The 14,649-nt window shown below is 69.1% G+C and carries 14 protein-coding genes and 1 pseudogene; 5 read left to right on the top strand and 10 right to left on the bottom strand.

Annotated elements, in window-relative coordinates; all coding sequences use genetic code 11:
* Nucleotides 1-14: 14 nt before the first annotated feature.
* The 4 genes from mmsA to QE377_RS13565 all read right to left on the bottom strand — a co-directional run bounded on the left by mmsA (nt 15) and on the right by QE377_RS13565 (nt 4,710).
* Entirely contained in the window at nt 15-1,544 is a 1,530-nt protein-coding gene (gene mmsA, locus QE377_RS13580; protein WP_137417569.1) for a multiple monosaccharide ABC transporter ATP-binding protein, read from the bottom strand.
* Between the two features lie 73 nt (nt 1,545-1,617).
* Entirely contained in the window at nt 1,618-2,691 is a 1,074-nt protein-coding gene (gene chvE, locus QE377_RS13575) for a multiple monosaccharide ABC transporter substrate-binding protein (protein WP_307326014.1), read from the bottom strand.
* 116 nt (nt 2,692-2,807) lie between these two features.
* Nucleotides 2,808-3,518, bottom strand: a complete 711-nt coding sequence (locus tag QE377_RS13570) for an L-ribulose-5-phosphate 4-epimerase (RefSeq protein ID WP_307326011.1) — start codon at nt 3,516-3,518, stop codon at nt 2,808-2,810.
* 175 nt (nt 3,519-3,693) lie between these two features.
* On the bottom strand, nt 3,694-4,710 hold the full coding sequence (locus QE377_RS13565) for a LacI family DNA-binding transcriptional regulator (protein WP_307324149.1): 1,017 nt from the start codon (nt 4,708-4,710) through the stop codon (nt 3,694-3,696).
* 154 nt (nt 4,711-4,864) lie between these two features.
* Here QE377_RS13565 and QE377_RS13560 point away from each other — a divergent pair, with 154 nt between their 5' ends.
* Nucleotides 4,865-5,413: a hypothetical protein gene (locus QE377_RS13560; RefSeq protein WP_307324146.1), complete on the top strand. Its 549-nt coding sequence runs from the start codon at nt 4,865-4,867 to the stop codon at nt 5,411-5,413.
* On the opposite strand, the gene QE377_RS13555 is transcribed toward QE377_RS13560, so the two are convergent.
* Nucleotides 5,400-6,728 carry a M20/M25/M40 family metallo-hydrolase gene (locus QE377_RS13555; protein WP_307324143.1) on the bottom strand — a complete coding sequence of 443 codons (1,329 nt, stop codon included), beginning with the start codon at nt 6,726-6,728 and terminating at the stop codon, nt 5,400-5,402. The genes QE377_RS13560 and QE377_RS13555 overlap by 14 nt on opposite strands.
* A 41-nt stretch (nt 6,729-6,769) precedes the next feature.
* On the opposite strand from QE377_RS13555, the gene QE377_RS13550 reads away from it, so the two are divergent.
* Together QE377_RS13550 and QE377_RS13545 are read left to right on the top strand one after the other, a co-directional pair.
* The gene (locus tag QE377_RS13550; protein WP_307324140.1) at nt 6,770-7,768 is read left to right on the top strand and encodes a Gfo/Idh/MocA family protein; all 999 of its coding nucleotides are present in this window, start codon (nt 6,770-6,772) and stop codon (nt 7,766-7,768) included.
* 1 nt (nt 7,769) lies between these two features.
* Nucleotides 7,770-8,634, top strand: a pseudogene (locus QE377_RS13545) (NYN domain-containing protein).
* Nucleotides 8,635-8,655: 21 nt separating this feature from the next.
* Here QE377_RS13545 and QE377_RS13540 read toward each other — a convergent pair.
* From QE377_RS13540 to QE377_RS13530, 3 genes are all read right to left on the bottom strand, one after another.
* On the bottom strand, nt 8,656-9,045 hold the full coding sequence (locus QE377_RS13540; RefSeq protein WP_307324138.1) for a hypothetical protein: 390 nt from the start codon (nt 9,043-9,045) through the stop codon (nt 8,656-8,658).
* 75 nt (nt 9,046-9,120) lie between these two features.
* A complete protein-coding gene (locus tag QE377_RS13535) occupies nt 9,121-9,894 on the bottom strand; it encodes an LLM class flavin-dependent oxidoreductase (RefSeq protein ID WP_307324135.1) in 774 nt (257 codons plus the stop codon).
* Nucleotides 9,895-9,966: 72 nt separating this feature from the next.
* Nucleotides 9,967-12,507 (bottom strand): ATP-dependent Clp protease ATP-binding subunit, encoded by a 2,541-nt coding sequence (locus QE377_RS13530; RefSeq protein ID WP_307324132.1) that lies wholly within the window; start codon nt 12,505-12,507, stop codon nt 9,967-9,969.
* A gap of 129 nt (nt 12,508-12,636) precedes the next feature.
* Between QE377_RS13530 and QE377_RS13525 the strand changes: the two genes are divergently transcribed.
* Nucleotides 12,637-13,368 carry an EI24 domain-containing protein gene (locus tag QE377_RS13525; RefSeq protein ID WP_307324128.1) on the top strand — a complete coding sequence of 244 codons (732 nt, stop codon included), beginning with the start codon at nt 12,637-12,639 and terminating at the stop codon, nt 13,366-13,368.
* A 79-nt stretch (nt 13,369-13,447) separates the two neighbouring features.
* On the top strand, nt 13,448-13,606 hold the full coding sequence (locus QE377_RS13520; RefSeq protein ID WP_161594070.1) for a hypothetical protein: 159 nt from the start codon (nt 13,448-13,450) through the stop codon (nt 13,604-13,606).
* A 6-nt stretch (nt 13,607-13,612) separates the two neighbouring features.
* Here the strand turns inward: QE377_RS13520 and QE377_RS13515 are convergent, their stop codons facing one another.
* The gene (locus QE377_RS13515; RefSeq protein ID WP_307324125.1) at nt 13,613-14,077 is read right to left on the bottom strand and encodes a DUF3817 domain-containing protein; all 465 of its coding nucleotides are present in this window, start codon (nt 14,075-14,077) and stop codon (nt 13,613-13,615) included.
* Between the two features lie 66 nt (nt 14,078-14,143).
* Complete coding sequence (locus tag QE377_RS13510; protein ID WP_307324123.1) at nt 14,144-14,605, bottom strand: MarR family winged helix-turn-helix transcriptional regulator; 462 nt, start codon at nt 14,603-14,605, stop codon at nt 14,144-14,146.
* Nucleotides 14,606-14,649: the final 44 nt, after the last annotated feature.

The following is a 14,649-nucleotide window of genomic DNA, read 5'->3' as shown; positions in this document are numbered from 1 at the left end:
TCCTGCGAGCCCCGTCAGCGGGGCTTCTCCATGGTCATGAGCTTGAGAACGGATTCGGGACTCGCCTCTGCGATCGGCAGCTCTCCCGTGATGCGGCCCTCGGACAGCGCGTACACGCGGTCGGAGATGCCGAGCAGTTCGGGCAGCTCGGACGAGATGACGATGATGCCCTTGCCGGATGCGGCGAGCTTGTTGATGATCGTGTAGATCTCGTACTTCGCACCCACGTCGATGCCGCGGGTCGGCTCGTCGAGGATCAGCACATCGGGATCCGAGTAGATCCACTTCGAGAGCACGACCTTCTGCTGGTTGCCGCCGGAGAGCTTCCCCGTCTTGACCAGCACGCTGGGCGCCTTGATGTTCATGTCGCGGCGGTACTCGTTCGCGACGCGGTACTCCTCGTTGTCGTTGACGAGTCCCGCCTTCTCGAGCTTCTTGAGTGAAGCCATGGAGACGTTGCGCTTGATGTCCTCGATGAGGTTCAGTCCGTACGTCTTGCGGTCCTCGGTCGCGTAGGCGAGTCCGTTGTCGATGGCCTCCGAGACGGTGCGCGTCTTGATCTCCTTGCCGCGCATGAACACCCGACCGGAGATCCGCGTCCCGTAGCTGTGGCCGAACAGGCTCATCGCGAACTCGGTGCGACCGGCGCCCATCAGGCCCGCGATTCCGACGATCTCCCCCGCCCGCACCGTGATCGACACGTCGTCGACGACGACGCGCGAGGTGTCGACGGGATGGTGAGCCGTCCAGTTCTCGACCCGCAGCAGTTCTTCGCCGATGTGGGGCTCGTGGTCCGGGTAACGGTGCTCGAGGTCGCGACCCACCATGTCCTTGATGATGCGGTCCTCGGTGACATCGTTCTTCGCGATCGTCTCGATCGTCTTGCCGTCGCGGATGACGGTGACCGTGTCGGCGACCTTCTTGATCTCGTTGAGCTTGTGGCTGATGATGATCGACGTGATCCCCTGACCCTTCAGGTGCAGGATCAGATCCAGGAGATGGGCCGAGTCCTCGTCGTTCAGCGCGGCGGTCGGCTCGTCCAGGATCAGCAGCTTGACCTCCTTCGAGAGAGCCTTGGCGATCTCGACGAGCTGCTGCTTGCCGACGCCGATCTGGTTGATCTTCGTCGTGGGGTTCTCCCGCAGACCGACCCGGGCGAGGAGCTTGCCCGCCTCGAAGTTCGTCGCGTTCCAGTCGATGAGGCCGAGCGGGCCGCGCTGCTCGTTGTTGAGGAAGATGTTCTCGGCGATCGACAGGTACGGGCTGAGCGCCAGCTCCTGGTGGATGATGACGATGCCCTTGGCCTCGCTGTCGCGGAGGTTGCGGAACGCGACCTCCTCGCCGTTGTAGACGATCTGTCCGTCGTACGTGCCGTGGGGGTACACACCCGACAGCACCTTCATGAGCGTCGACTTACCGGCGCCGTTCTCACCGCAGATGGCGTGCACCTCGCCGCGCTGGACGGCGAGATTCACGTTCGAGAGTGCTTTGACTCCCGGGAATGTCTTGGTGATCCCACGCATCTCGAGGATGTTCTGGGACATCGTTGCTCCTCTTTCCTGTCGCCGACGGGAGTGTGCCGGGCGGCACGGGGCCGCCCGGCACGGATCCTCGGTATCAGCCGTTGATCTCGTCTTCGGTCCAGTAGCCGCTGTCGACCAGGACCTCCTGGATGTTGTCCTTGACCACGATCTGCGACTCGAGCAGGTAGGACGGGACGACCTTCTTGCCGTTGTCGTAGTCCTCGGTGTTGTTCACCTCGGGCTCCTCGCCCTTCAGCAGAGCGGAGGCCATCTTGACGGCGACCTCGGCCAGCTTGCGGGTGTCCTTGAAGATGGTCGCGTACTGCTCACCGGCGACGATGGCCTTCACGGAGTCGATCTCGGCGTCCTGACCCGAGATGATCGGCCACTCGGCACCGACCGAGTAGCCGGCATCGGTGAGAGCCGAGATGATGCCGCGCGAGATGCCGTCGTAGGGCGAGAGCACCGCGTTGACCTTCGAGCCGTCGGAGTACGTCGAGGTGAGGATGTTCTCCATGCGCTTCTGCGCCGTCTCGCCGTCCCAGCGCAGCGTCGCCGCCTGCTGGAAGTCGGTCTGACCGCTCTTGACGACCAGGATCTTCTTGTCGATGTAGGGCTGGAGCGTGTCGATCGCGCCGTTCCAGAAGAACGTGGCGTTGTTGTCGTCGGGCGAACCGGCGAACAGCTCGATGTTGAACGGGCCGGCAGGAGCCGATGCCGCGGCCTTGCCGTCGAGGTCGGTGAGACCCAGACCGTTGAGCAGCGAGTTGGCCTGCTGCACGCCGACCTTGTAGTTGTCGAACGACGCGTAGTAGTTGACGTTCTCGCTGTCGCGGATGAGGCGGTCGTAGGCGATGACGGGGATGTCGCCGTCGGCGGCCTCCTGCAGGACGCTGGTGAGCGTCGTGCCGTCGATCGAGGCGATAATCAGGGCCTTGGCGCCCTTGGTGATCATGTTCTCGATCTGCGAGACCTGCGTGGGGATGTCGTCCTCTGCGTACTGCAGGTCGACCGTGTAGCCCTGCGCCTCGAGCTGCTCCTTGACGGCGTTGCCGTCCTGGATCCAGCGCTCGGAGCTCTTGGTGGGCATGGCGACGCCGATGAGTCCGCCGTCTCCGCCGCTGTCCCCGCCGCTGCCGCCCGCGCTGCTGCCGCAGCCCGAGAGCATGAGCGCGCCGGCGGCAACGGTTGCCGCGGCGAACAGGAACTTGGTGCTCTTCACAGTGTGTCCTTTCGTAAGACGTCTCTGTCTGCTGTGTTCAGTTGTACGTAGGGGGGAAGTCTTCATGCGGCCGAACGAGGAGTCGGATGCGGTTCGCCGTGCTGGCCGTACACGTGCTGGTAGCGCTCGTAGAGGCGATCGATCGCCTGTTGCGGCAGCGACGTGAGCGGACCGCGCTGGGCGGCGATGTGCACGGTGCGGGCGACGTCCTCGAGCATGACCGCGGCCTTGACCGCATCCCGCGCCGTGGCTCCGATCGTGAACGGGCCGTGCCCGGCCATCAGCACAGCCGGCGAGCGGTGACCGGTGAGCGTGTCGACGATGCCCCGGCCGATCGAGTCGTCGCCGATGATCGCGAACGGCCCGACCGGGATCGGCCCGCCGAACTCGTCTGCCATCGCGGTGATGACGCAGGGGATCTCTTCGCCGCGTGCGGCCCAGGCCGTCGCGTAGTCGGAGTGCGTGTGCACGATGCCGCCGACGGCGGGCATGTTCCGGTAGACGTATGCGTGCGCCGCCGTGTCGCTGGAGGGCCGACGGTCGCTCCCGGGGGTGTCCTCGACGACCCTGCCGTCGAGGTCGCAGAGGATCATGTTCTCGGGCGCCAGGTCGTCGTAAGAGACCCCCGACGGCTTGATCACGAACAGATCCGCACCCGGCACGCGCTCCGAGATGTTGCCGCCGGTCCACACGACCAGCCCGTTGCGCACGAGCTCGCCGTGGAGGGCGGCGACCTCGGCGCGCACGCGAGCGATCACGACCTCGGTCTTCACCCCCGTGGCGTAGCCCTCGCCTCGAGCGGCATCGGTTGCGGACACGCGTCGACTCCTTCGTCATTCGAAACCCCGTTGTGACGATCGATGTGACCGTTCACATTGCTGCGCAAGTGTAACGCCACGGATCGGCTTCCTGTCAACCCGCTGAGAGATCTCGGCTTGATAACGCCCGTCAGATCGGGCTGACCGGCCCCGAGGAGCCCCGGACGATGAGCTCCGGCACGATGGGTGCGACGACCGCATCCGAGCCGTCCGCCGGGCCCAGCAGGATGTCGACGCAGCGCCGGCCGAGGTCGGCGAAGTCCTGGCGGACCGTGGTCAGCGGCGGCCAGAAGTGCGCGGATTCGGGGATGTCGTCGAAGCCCACCACGCTGATGTCCCCCGGCACGTCGAGGCCCTCGTCGCGGATCGCGTGCAACAGACCCAGTGCCATCTGGTCGTTGGAGGCGAACACCGCGGTGAAGTCCCGCACGCGCAGCAGCTCCCGGCCCGCGTAGTAGCCGAACTCCGCGGTCCAGTCCCCCAGGATGGGGGCGGTGGTGGGCACGTCGTTCGCGCTCATCTCCTCGAGGAAGCCGCGCATCCGCGCCTCCGCCTCGATCCAGTCCTGCGGGCCCGCGAGGTGGTAGATCCAGCGATGGCCGAGCTGGATGAGATGGCGCGTGGCGAGGCGGGCGCCCGCGATCTGGTCGACGGACAGCGCGTGCTGCGGGTCGAGCTCGGTGGACTGCAGCGTGACGTACGGCACGTCGAGCTGCTGCTCGGCGAGCGCGCGGAAGACACGCACCTGCGGCGCGATGACGACCAGCCCTTCGACGGACTGAGCCATCAGGTGCGCGATGCCGTCGGGGATCGAATCGGGGTCGTGGGGCGAGATGTTCGCGGTGCTCACCCAATAGCCGCGCTCGCGGGCGGCGGACTCGATGGCCGCGATGCTGGAGGCCGGCCCGTACTGCGTGCTGGAGGCCGACAGGATCCCGATGGTCTGCGAACGGCTGGTCACCAGCGCCCGTGCGGCTCGATTGGGCCGATACTGCACCTGCGCCATGACGGTGAGCACGCGCTCGCGCGTCTCCGGACGGATGCTCGGATGGTTGTTGATCACCCGGGAGACGGTCTGATGGGAGACCTCCGCCAAGCGCGCCACATCGCGGATACTCGGCCGTCGCCCCGTCGCATCGTCGCTCATTCGATCTCCCGGGCCGTGCGCACGGTCACACGCCCGTTGCCATTATGCACGCCATGCTCGCGGCCGCCCGCCTCCTTCGGCCATGTGACAGTCACATCGGAGGCATCCGACAACTCGCCGGCGCGGGCCGAGGCCCACGGTCTACTGTGGATGCATGGCGGATTTCCTCGGACGTCTTCCCCTGAGCAACAGGGAGCGCCGGGACGAGTCCGCCGTGAGCGGCGACCGACGCACGGCCGTCGCCGACGCGCTGGACGAGGCAGCACGTCTGCTGGCCGCATCCGCGTCCGACGATGCGGAGCACTGCGCCAGGGCGCGCCGGTTCCTCGAGGAAGCCGGCCTCGGCACGGGGGCCGCAGGGGGAAATCCCGACGAGCTCCGGGCGCTCGCGGTCGCCGTCCGCCAGGGACGCAAGCGCAGCATCCGCATGCTCACGCGCGTCGTCCGGGCGCTTCTGGTGCTCGGCGACGCACTCGCGGTCACCCCGCGTGTCGATGCCGGGGTGTCGGGTGCCGTCGCGCTCTACGCCGCGACGACCGCACCGTTCGATCGACGCGCGGCGCTACGCGGGCACACCGTACGCGCGAGCGACGAGGAGTGGGAGTTCGGGCGCGGCCCCGTGATCACGGACACCGGCCGCGCCATCCTGCGGTTCGTGCTGGCGCTCGACGACGCGGCGCCGCGCCCGCTCAGCCCCCGGTGATCAGGTCGCGGTAGAAACCGATGCCCCGCAGCCACACCTCCACGCGGATGCGCTCGTTGTGCGCGTGCAACGCGTCGCGTTCGGCGCGGGTGAGATGGAAGGGCGTGAAGCGGTAGACGTTGTCGCAGATGCCCGTGAACCAGCGGCTGTCGCTCGCACCCAGCTGGATATAGGGCGTCGCCACGATCTCGCTGCCCAGCGACGAGTCGATCGCGCGCGCGATGCGACGCCACGGCTCACCGCGCCACGGCGAGATGGGCGAGGGCTCGCTCGCCGCGCGCACCTCGATCTCGATCGTCTCGTCGGCGATGACGCGGCGAATCCGCGCGACTGCGGATGCGGCCGTGTCACCGGTGAGCAGGCGCACGTTGATGGCCGCACGCGCCGTCGCAGCCAGCACGTTCTCCCCCGGCGCCCCCTCGAGCTCGGTCGCCACCGCGGTCGTGCGCACCAGGGCGTTCGTCTCGGGCCCCAGCCGCGCCAGCACACCCGCGATCAGCGGGCCCGTCAACGCGAGGGAGCGCAAGGCGGTGCCGAGAGCCTTCGGCGCGTGCGGTGCGAGCGTGCGGAGCATCGCGCGCACCGGCGGGACGAGCCGCACCGGGAACGGATGCCGGGCCAGCCGGTCGACGGCACGTGCCAGCCGCGCCGTCGCCGGACGCGCCGGCGGCGTGGATGCATGGCCGCCCTGCTCGCGCGCCGTGAGCCAGACCGTCATCGTGCCGCGCTCGGCGACGCCGATCATCGCCGTCGGACGCGCGATCCCCGGAAGCACCCCGTCGACGACGGCGCCGCCCTCGTCGACCACGAGCGCCGGCCGGACACCGCGCGTGCGCAGCACCTCCGCGATCGCGCGCGCACCGTCGCCGGCGGTCTCCTCGTTGTGCCCGAAGGCGAGATACACGTCGTTCTCGGGTATGACTTCGCGCATCAGCAGTTCTTCGACGGCCTCCAGGATGGCCACGAGCGCACCCTTGTCGTCGATCGCTCCCCGCGCGTAGACGGCCTGGTCGGCTCCGTCGCCGACGAGCTCGGCGCCGAACGGATCGCGATCCCAGTCGTCCTCGACCACGGGGACGACGTCCTGATGCGCCATGAGCACGAGCGGTCGCCCCGCGGTGCGCCCCGGCCACCGGAAGAGGAGTGCGTGACCGACGACCACCTCTCGCTCGAGTCGGGCGTGGACAAGGGGGTACAGGCGCTCGAGCGCGGCATGGAACTCGTCGAACGCAGTCGTGTCCACCCGCGACTCGTCCGCATAGGAGACCGTCGCGATCTTCAGGAGTTCCCGCAGTCTATCCAGTGCCGTGGCCACGACCCGAGCCTAGTGCGGCACCCCTTGGGTACGGTGGTCGCATGACCACTGTCTCGAGTCCTCGCCTGCGTTGGGGCATCCTCGCCACGGGCAACATCGCCCACACGTTCACGAGCGACCTGCGCACCGCGGGCCTCGACGTCCGCGCGGTCGGATCACGGTCGCTCGGAAACGCCCAGCGCTTCGCGACGCAGTTCGACATCCCCCGCGCACACGGCGATTACGCTTCCTTGCTCGCCGATGACGACGTCGACATCGTCTACATCGCGACCCCGCATCCGGCTCATGCCGAGAACGCGCTGGAGGCCCTCGCAGCGGGCAAGCACGTGCTCGTCGAGAAGCCGTTCACTCTGACCGGCGACGAGGCCGAGCGCGTGCGCGTCGCGGCCGAGGAAGCGGGGCTCCTGGCCATGGAGGCCATGTGGACCCGCTATCTGCCGCACATGATGCGCATTCAGGAACTGCTCGCCGCCGGCACGCTGGGCGAGGTGCGCGCCGTGACAGCGGATCACACCCAGTTCATCTCGACCGATCCCGCCCACCGCCTGAACGCGCTGGAGCTCGGCGGCGGCGCCCTGCTCGATCTCGGCATCTACCCGCTGTCGTTCGCCTGGGACGTGCTGGGGGCGCCCGTCCGGCTCACGGCGACGGGACGGCTCGGTGAGACGGGCGCCGACATCGATGTCGCCACCCTCGCCTCCTACGCGAACGGCGCGCTGGCGACCACGGTGTCCTCCGCCCAGGGGGTCGGACCGAACCGCGCCGCGATCATCGGCACCGATGCCCGCATCGAGATCGACCCGACCTGGTACAACGCGACGGGCTTCACGCTCACGAACCGCTCCCGCGAGGTCGTCGAGACGTTCCGTTGCCCGGATGCCGGGCGCGGCATGCAGTACCAGGCGCTTGCGGCCGAGCAGATCATCGCGGACGGGCGACGCGACAGCGATCGCCTGCCCATCGCCGAGACGGTCGCGATCATGAGACAGCTCGACGACATCCGCGCGCAGATCGGCGTGCGCTACCCGAGCGAGGGCTGACATGGCGGATCTGTCGACGAGCCGCGTGGCCGTCTATCTGGACTTCGACAACATCGTCATGAGCTGGTACGACCGCGTGCACGGCCGCAACGCCTACTCCCGCGACCGTTCGCGCATCGCCGAGCAGCCGCACGATCCGGAGATCACCGAGAAGCTGGCGCGCGCGACGGTCGATGTGGGCGCGATCATCGACTACGCCGCGTCCTTCGGCACGCTCGTGCTGACACGGGCCTACGCCGACTGGTCGTCGCCGGTCAACGCCGAGTACCGGTCGCAGCTGGTGGCGCGGGCGGTCGACCTCGTTCAGCTGTTCCCCGCGGCCGCCTACGCGAAGAACGGCGCCGACATCCGCCTCGCTGTCGACACCGTGGAGGACATGTTCCGGCTGCCGGATCTGACGCACGTCGTGATCGTCGCGGGTGACTCCGATTACGTGCCCCTCGCGCAGCGGTGCAAGCGTCTCGGGCGCTTCGTCGTGGGCGTGGGGGTGGCTGGCTCCACCGCCAAGTCGCTCGCGGCCGCGTGCGACCGCTTCGACGCCTACGACTCGCTGCCCGGCGTGCAGGTGCCCGAACCGGCGAAGAAGGATGCGGCCTCGAACGCGCCGCGCTCGCGCAAGCGGTCGGTGGACCCCGCGGCCGATCTGCTCGAGCGCGCGCTGCGCCTGGAGAACGACAAGGATCCGTCGCAGTGGCAGCACGCGTCCGCCGTCAAGAGTCTGATCACCCGCCTCGATTCCTCGTTCAGCGAGAAGGCCCTGGGCCCACCGCAGCTTCACCGAGTTCGTCGCCGCGCATCCCGACATCGCCGAGATGGACGAGACCGACAACATCGTCCGGATGCGGCTGGTCGAAGCCAAGCGCTGACCGGCCGCATCCGGCGCGCGTTCAGTCGCGCGGGGTGCGCGTGCTCCACAGCGCCCAGGCGACCAGTGCCGGCTGGAAGAAGAGCCGGACCAGTCGCTTGACGTCGGTGTCGAGACCGAACCCGTCGCGACGGTGCGTGAACTGGGCCCAGTTGCCCGGGAGAACCGCGACGAAGAACGCCGCCAGCAGGGCCCCCACGCGCCGGCGCTGGGACGGCAGGGCCACCAGTGCGGTGCCGAGAGCAATCTCCACAGCGCCCGATGCGAGGACGACCGCATCCTCGTCGAGGGGCGTGGCCTCCACGACCCAGTCGGGCACCTGCGCGCGGAACTCCTTGCGCGCCCAGAACAGGTGGCTGATACCGGCGAACACCATGGCGGCGCCCAGCGCCCAGCGTGCGAAAGTCCTCATGCTCTGATTCCACCTCGCTTCGAGACGCCTGTCGAGCCCCAGCCCGTCAGGATGTTCTCCAGTGGCGCCCCGCGCTCATGACGCGTTCGCGTCGATCAGCGTCGCCGCCTTCCGGATGAAGTCGAGATAGTGCCCGGGATCGTCGCGTTCGACGATCACCCGGAGAACGACCTCGTCGACCGCGGCGCGGTACGCCCTCACGCGCGGCGCGTCGTCGAGGGAGCTGATCACCGTGTCGCGCGCGCTGAAGCCGAGCCGGGCGAAGTTGGCGGCATATGCGGGATAGCCGGCATATGTGTCCGCCTCGGCGAGCAGCCGCGGCGACGCCGCATCATCGAGCGCCGTTCTCACGTAGAGGATGGTGCGGCTGTCCGGCTCGCGCTGCGCGGCGGCGGCATCGGGGGTCAACCAGTTGAGCAGCTGACCGTCGGCGACCGACGTCGCGAGACCCCGCATCCGCGGACCGAGGGCCCCGACGACGACCTGCGCTCCGGGCACGCCCGCGCGCAGAGCCTCGATCCCCCGCTCCACCAGCGCCAGCTGATGTGTGGGGGCGGAACCGGATCCGATGCCCACGGTGAGCCTGTCGGCCGGGAGGTCCGCAGCCTGCAGCGCGGATACGAGCGAGTCCGGCTCCCGGCGATCGAGCGGCACGACCCCCGTGGCCAGCCCGATCCGATCCGTGACCCTCGCCGCGGCGGCGAGCGCTGCCACTGCGTCGCCGCCCGGAGTGTCGTTCACCCAGAGCGTCGCGAAGCCGGCCTGCTCTGCAGCCGGGGCCAAGGCGGCGATGAGATCGGGACCGAGGGCCCCAGCCAGTCCGAGGGACAAGGAAGCGGGAAGCACCATTCCTCCAGCCTGGCCCGCGCATACGAAGACCGCCACCCCTTGCGTGCGGCAGGGGGTGGCGGTCGGTTCGGATCAGGCCGCGACGGCGCTGCGGTTCACGGCCGCAGCGACCGGCCGACCGTCGACGACGTCGATGCGCACGGCACCCTGATCGCTCAGATCGCCGGACACGAGCAGATCGGCGATGCGGTCGTCGACCTCCCGCTGGATGAGCCGGCGCAGCGGGCGTGCTCCGTACTCGGGCTCGTAGCCGTGCTCGGCCAGCCAGTCCACGACGGCCTCGGTCGCCTCGAACGAGATCTCGCGCCGCGCCAGCCGGGATGCGCTCTGCTCCAGCAGCAGGGACACGATGCGGCGAAGCTGCGCCTTCTCGAGCTTGCGGAACAGGACGATCTCGTCGATACGGTTCAAGAACTCGGGGCGCATCGCCTCGCGAAGCTTGCCCATGACACGCGCACGCAGCTCGCTCTCGTCGCCGAAGCCCGTGGCTCCGCCGCCGTCGGCGATGAACCCGATCGCGCCGGAGCGCGATGCGAGGAACTCGCTGCCGATGTTCGAGGTCATGATGACGACGGTGTTGCGGAAGTCGACCGTGCGACCCTGACCGTCGGTCAGCCGGCCGTCGTCGAGCACCTGCAGCAGCAGGTTGAACACGTCGGGGTGCGCCTTCTCGATCTCGTCGAACAGCACCACCGAGTAGGGGGCGCGACGCACCCGCTCGGTCAGCTGACCCGCCTCGTCGTATCCGACGTATCCGGGAGGGGCGCCGACGAGACGGGAGACCGTGTGACGCTCGCCGAACTCGCTCATATCGAAGCGGATCACGGCGTTCTCGTCCTCGAAGAGTGAGGATGCGAGGGTCTTCGCCAGCTCCGTCTTGCCCACGCCCGTGGGTCCGAGGAAGAGGAACGACCCCACCGGTCGACGGCTGTCGCCCATACCGGTACGGTTGCGCCGGACCGCCGTCGCAACGGCGGTGACCGCCGCATCCTGACCGATCACGCGGGCGTGCAGCTCGGACTCGAGTCCCGCGAGGCGCCCGCGCTCGCTCTCCGTCAGGCGCGATACCGGGATGCCCGTGCTGCGACTGATGACGGCGGCGATGTGCTCGGCATCCACGATCTGCTCGCCCCGCACCGCATCGCGACGCGTCGCCTCGTCGATGCGGTGCTGCACATCGGCGATCTCGTCGCGCAGGCGCATCGCGTCCTCGTAGCGCTCCGCCGCCACCGCTGCGTTCTTGTCTGCCTCGAGCGTGGCCAACTGCGCCATCAGCTCGGACACGTCGACCGCGACGCCCAGGCGCAGTCGGAGCCGCGCCCCGGCCTGGTCGATGAGGTCGATCGCCTTGTCGGGCAGGACGCGGTCGCTCAGGTAGCGGTCGCTGAGCTCGACGGCGGCGCGCAATGCGTCGTCGGTGTAGGTGATGGCGTGGTGCTGCTCGTAGGCGGGGCGAAGCCCGTGCAGGATCCGCACCGCATCCTCGACCGAAGGCTCCCCCACCTTCACCGGCTGGAACCGACGCTCCAGCGCGGGATCCTTCTCGATGGTGCGGTACTCGGCGAGAGTGGTCGCACCCACCAGGTGCAGGTCGCCACGAGCGAGGCGGGGCTTGAGGATGTTGCCGGCATCCATGGCGCCGTCGCTGCCGGCGCCCGCGCCGACCACGGTGTGCACCTCGTCGATGAAGACGATCAGTTCGCCCTTGCGCTCGGCGATCTCGCCCATCGTCGCGGTCAGGCGCTCTTCGAAGTCGCCGCGGTAACGGGCGCCCGCGAGCATCGCGGGAAGATCCAACGAGACGACGCGGCTGCCCCGCAGCTGCTCGGGGACCTCGCCCGCCACGATGGCCTGGGCCAGCCCCTCGACGATCGCGGTCTTTCCGACGCCGGCCTCGCCGATGAGCACGGGATTGTTCTTGGTACGACGGCTCAAGATCTCGATAGTCTGCTCGATCTCGTCCGCCCGGCCGATCACCGGGTCCAGCTCCCCCGCCTCAGCGAGGGAGGTGAGGTCGCGCCCGTAGCGCTCCAGCATCGTCGCGGGCTCGGATGCCGCCGCCTGCTCCGGGGCGCGGTCGCCGCCGGTGACGGTCTCGCGCACGCTCTGCGTGAGCGCCTCCGCGGTCACTCCGGCGCGCGCGAGGATCTGACCTGCGGGCGTGTCCTGCGCGAGGACGAGCGCGAAGAAGAGGTGCTCGGGGTCGATGTACGTCGAGCCGGAGGAACGCGCGACCTGGAACGCGTGGAAGAGAGCGCGCTGCACGGACGTCGTCACCACGGCGCTGTCGACGTCGGCGACATCTGCACTGGCCGGCAGACGCTGCTCGGACTCGCGGACGATGCTCTCGGGGTCCACGCCGAGTCGGGCGATCGCATCGCGCACCTGCTCGACGCGCACGATCTCGCGGAGCACGTGCAAGGCATCGAGCTCGTGCTGGCCACGCGTGAGGGCGAAGCGCCCGGCATCCTGCAGCGTCTCCTGCGTGCGTGCGCTGAGGTAGCGCGACAGGTCGATCGACCGCGCCGCGCGCCCGCGCTCACCTGCGAGGTAGCGCGAGAGGAAGTCGTCGAAAGCGTCGCGGCCCTCGTTGGGGGTGAAATCTTCAGGCATCTGTTCTCCTGATCGGGTTCGGGGTGTCGCTCTGCAAAACGGAGTTGAGCGTCGACACATCAAGTTCAACACGCAGGGAGTGACGATATTCCCACTACGCTCGTCCCAGCGCAGCGGTGAGGAGATCGAGTGAACGAGGTGCTTCGCGGCGCACGCCTGCTGCTCGGCGGGTTCGGGTGGTTCACCCGGCGCCCAGGCCTGATGCTCCTCGGCCTCCTGCCCGCACTGATCGTGAGTGCGGGACTCTCGGCGGCCCTCGTGGCGCTCGCAACGGCCCTGGCCCCGCTCACGGACGCCGTCACGCCGTTCGCCGACGATTGGCCCGCCGCCTGGGCCATCGCGTTGCGCGTCGCGCTCGGCGTCGCGGTCTTCGCCGGCGCACTCCTGCTGGCGGCCACGACGTTCACCGCGCTGACTCTGATCGTGGGCGAACCGTTCTACGACCGGATCTGGCGCAGCGTCGAGATCGCCGATTCGGGCGCCGTCCCCGATTACGACCCGGGTTGGCGAGCGGCCTTCGCCGATGCGACCGGTCTCATCGTGCGCGGCGCGCTCGCGGCTGCGCTCGCTTTCGCGCTCGGCTTCATCCCTCTGATCGGCGGCGTGGTCGGCACGGTGACGGGCGTTCTGCTGTCGGGATGGATCCTCGCGGACGAGCTCTCGGGGCGCGCGTTGACGGCGCGCGGCATCGATCGCCGCGCCCGGCGCCGCCTGCTGCGAACGGCCCGTGGCCGGGCGCTCGGTTTCGGCATCATGACGCAGCTGTGCTTCCTCATCCCGCTCGGAGCGGTGTTCACGATGCCCGCGGCCGTGGTGGGCGCGACCCGTCTCGCAGCGAGCGTGTCGCCGAGCGAGGAGTAGGCCCGCTCAGAGGTGCGGATGCGGTCGGTCCGCACGCAGGCGACCCGGTACTCTGGAGGGAGTCTTCCGAAGGAGTGCCATGTACATCGTGTCCCTGCTGCTGTTTCTGCTCGGGATGTTCGCGTTCGGCATCTCGTTCTCGGTGCCCGGTTTCCAAGCCGTCATCTTCGTCGCAGGCATCCTGCTCATCTCGGCCGCAATGGCGCTGCCGATCCACGTGCGGGCGCGCGCGAAGTAAGTCCGCTCAGGCCCGACCACCGGGAGGGCCGACCACGAGCAGCACCGTGAAGGCCACCGCCACCGCGGCGGCGATCACCACGGCCGACAAGACCGGCCGACGCAGTACGGAGCGCAGCACACGGTCGTGCCATGCCGCATCCCGCGGGTCGGATCCGGCCTGCAGTCGCCATGCACCCCGCAGCCGGCCGGTGCGCGACAGCCAGAGCTCGACGGGCAGTGTCGCGTACGGCACGACCGCGCTGACCAGCGCCAGCGCGAACACCCCGCCGCTCCACCGCTGGTTCTTGCCCACGAGGATCACCGTCGCCCCGTACGACAGGAAGATGAACCCGTGGATGCCGCCACCGATCGTCACGGCAGGCGCGAACCCCGTCACGGCTCGCACGATGAGCCCTCCGATGAGCAGCGTCCAGGAGACCATCTCGGCGACAGCGAGGGTGCGGAACAGGGCGTAGGGCGTGCGGAACACGGGAGACTCCGGGGGCTCGATCGAGGCGCTCGGGTCGGCGCTCTCCGCAGCCTAGACCGAAAATCTTCAGTCTTGCTGAAGGATCTCTCCGAACGGCTGCTCGTGCAGCCCCTGCAGCGCGGAGGAGAGGGCGGGAACACCCGCGCCGAACACCTCGTCGAGCGCCGCGAGACGCGCGTCGGCCTCGGCGAGAGCCGCCGCACCCTTCGTCGTCACACGCAGGTCGGATGCGGCGCCGGCGTGCGCGGTGGCATCCTCCACCAGCCCCTCCCCGGCGAGCGTCTTGACGGCGGTGTGCGCCGTCTGCACCGTGATCTGGGAGCGGCGGGCGAGTTCGGAGAACGAGATGCCCGGGGTCGCCTGCACGTGGGCGAGAAGACCGTACTTGCGGGTGGTGAGCCCGAGATCCTTCAGCGCGGTGTTCAAACGCGCATCCCAGACGGCCGACACCGTCAGCAGAGCGATGACCGGACTGAACGGCGGGCGCTGCCCTGTGGGCTGCGGCGCCCCGTGCGTCTTCTCGGCCATCTGACCATCGTATCCGTCGGCACTCCACGGCGGCCGGTAGCGTG

The organism is Microbacterium sp. SORGH_AS_0862 (assembly GCF_030818795.1).
Lineage (GTDB): Bacteria > Actinomycetota > Actinomycetes > Actinomycetales > Microbacteriaceae > Microbacterium.
The sequence above is the reverse complement of the archived record's forward strand: the minus strand, read 5'-3'. Positions and strand labels throughout refer to the sequence as shown.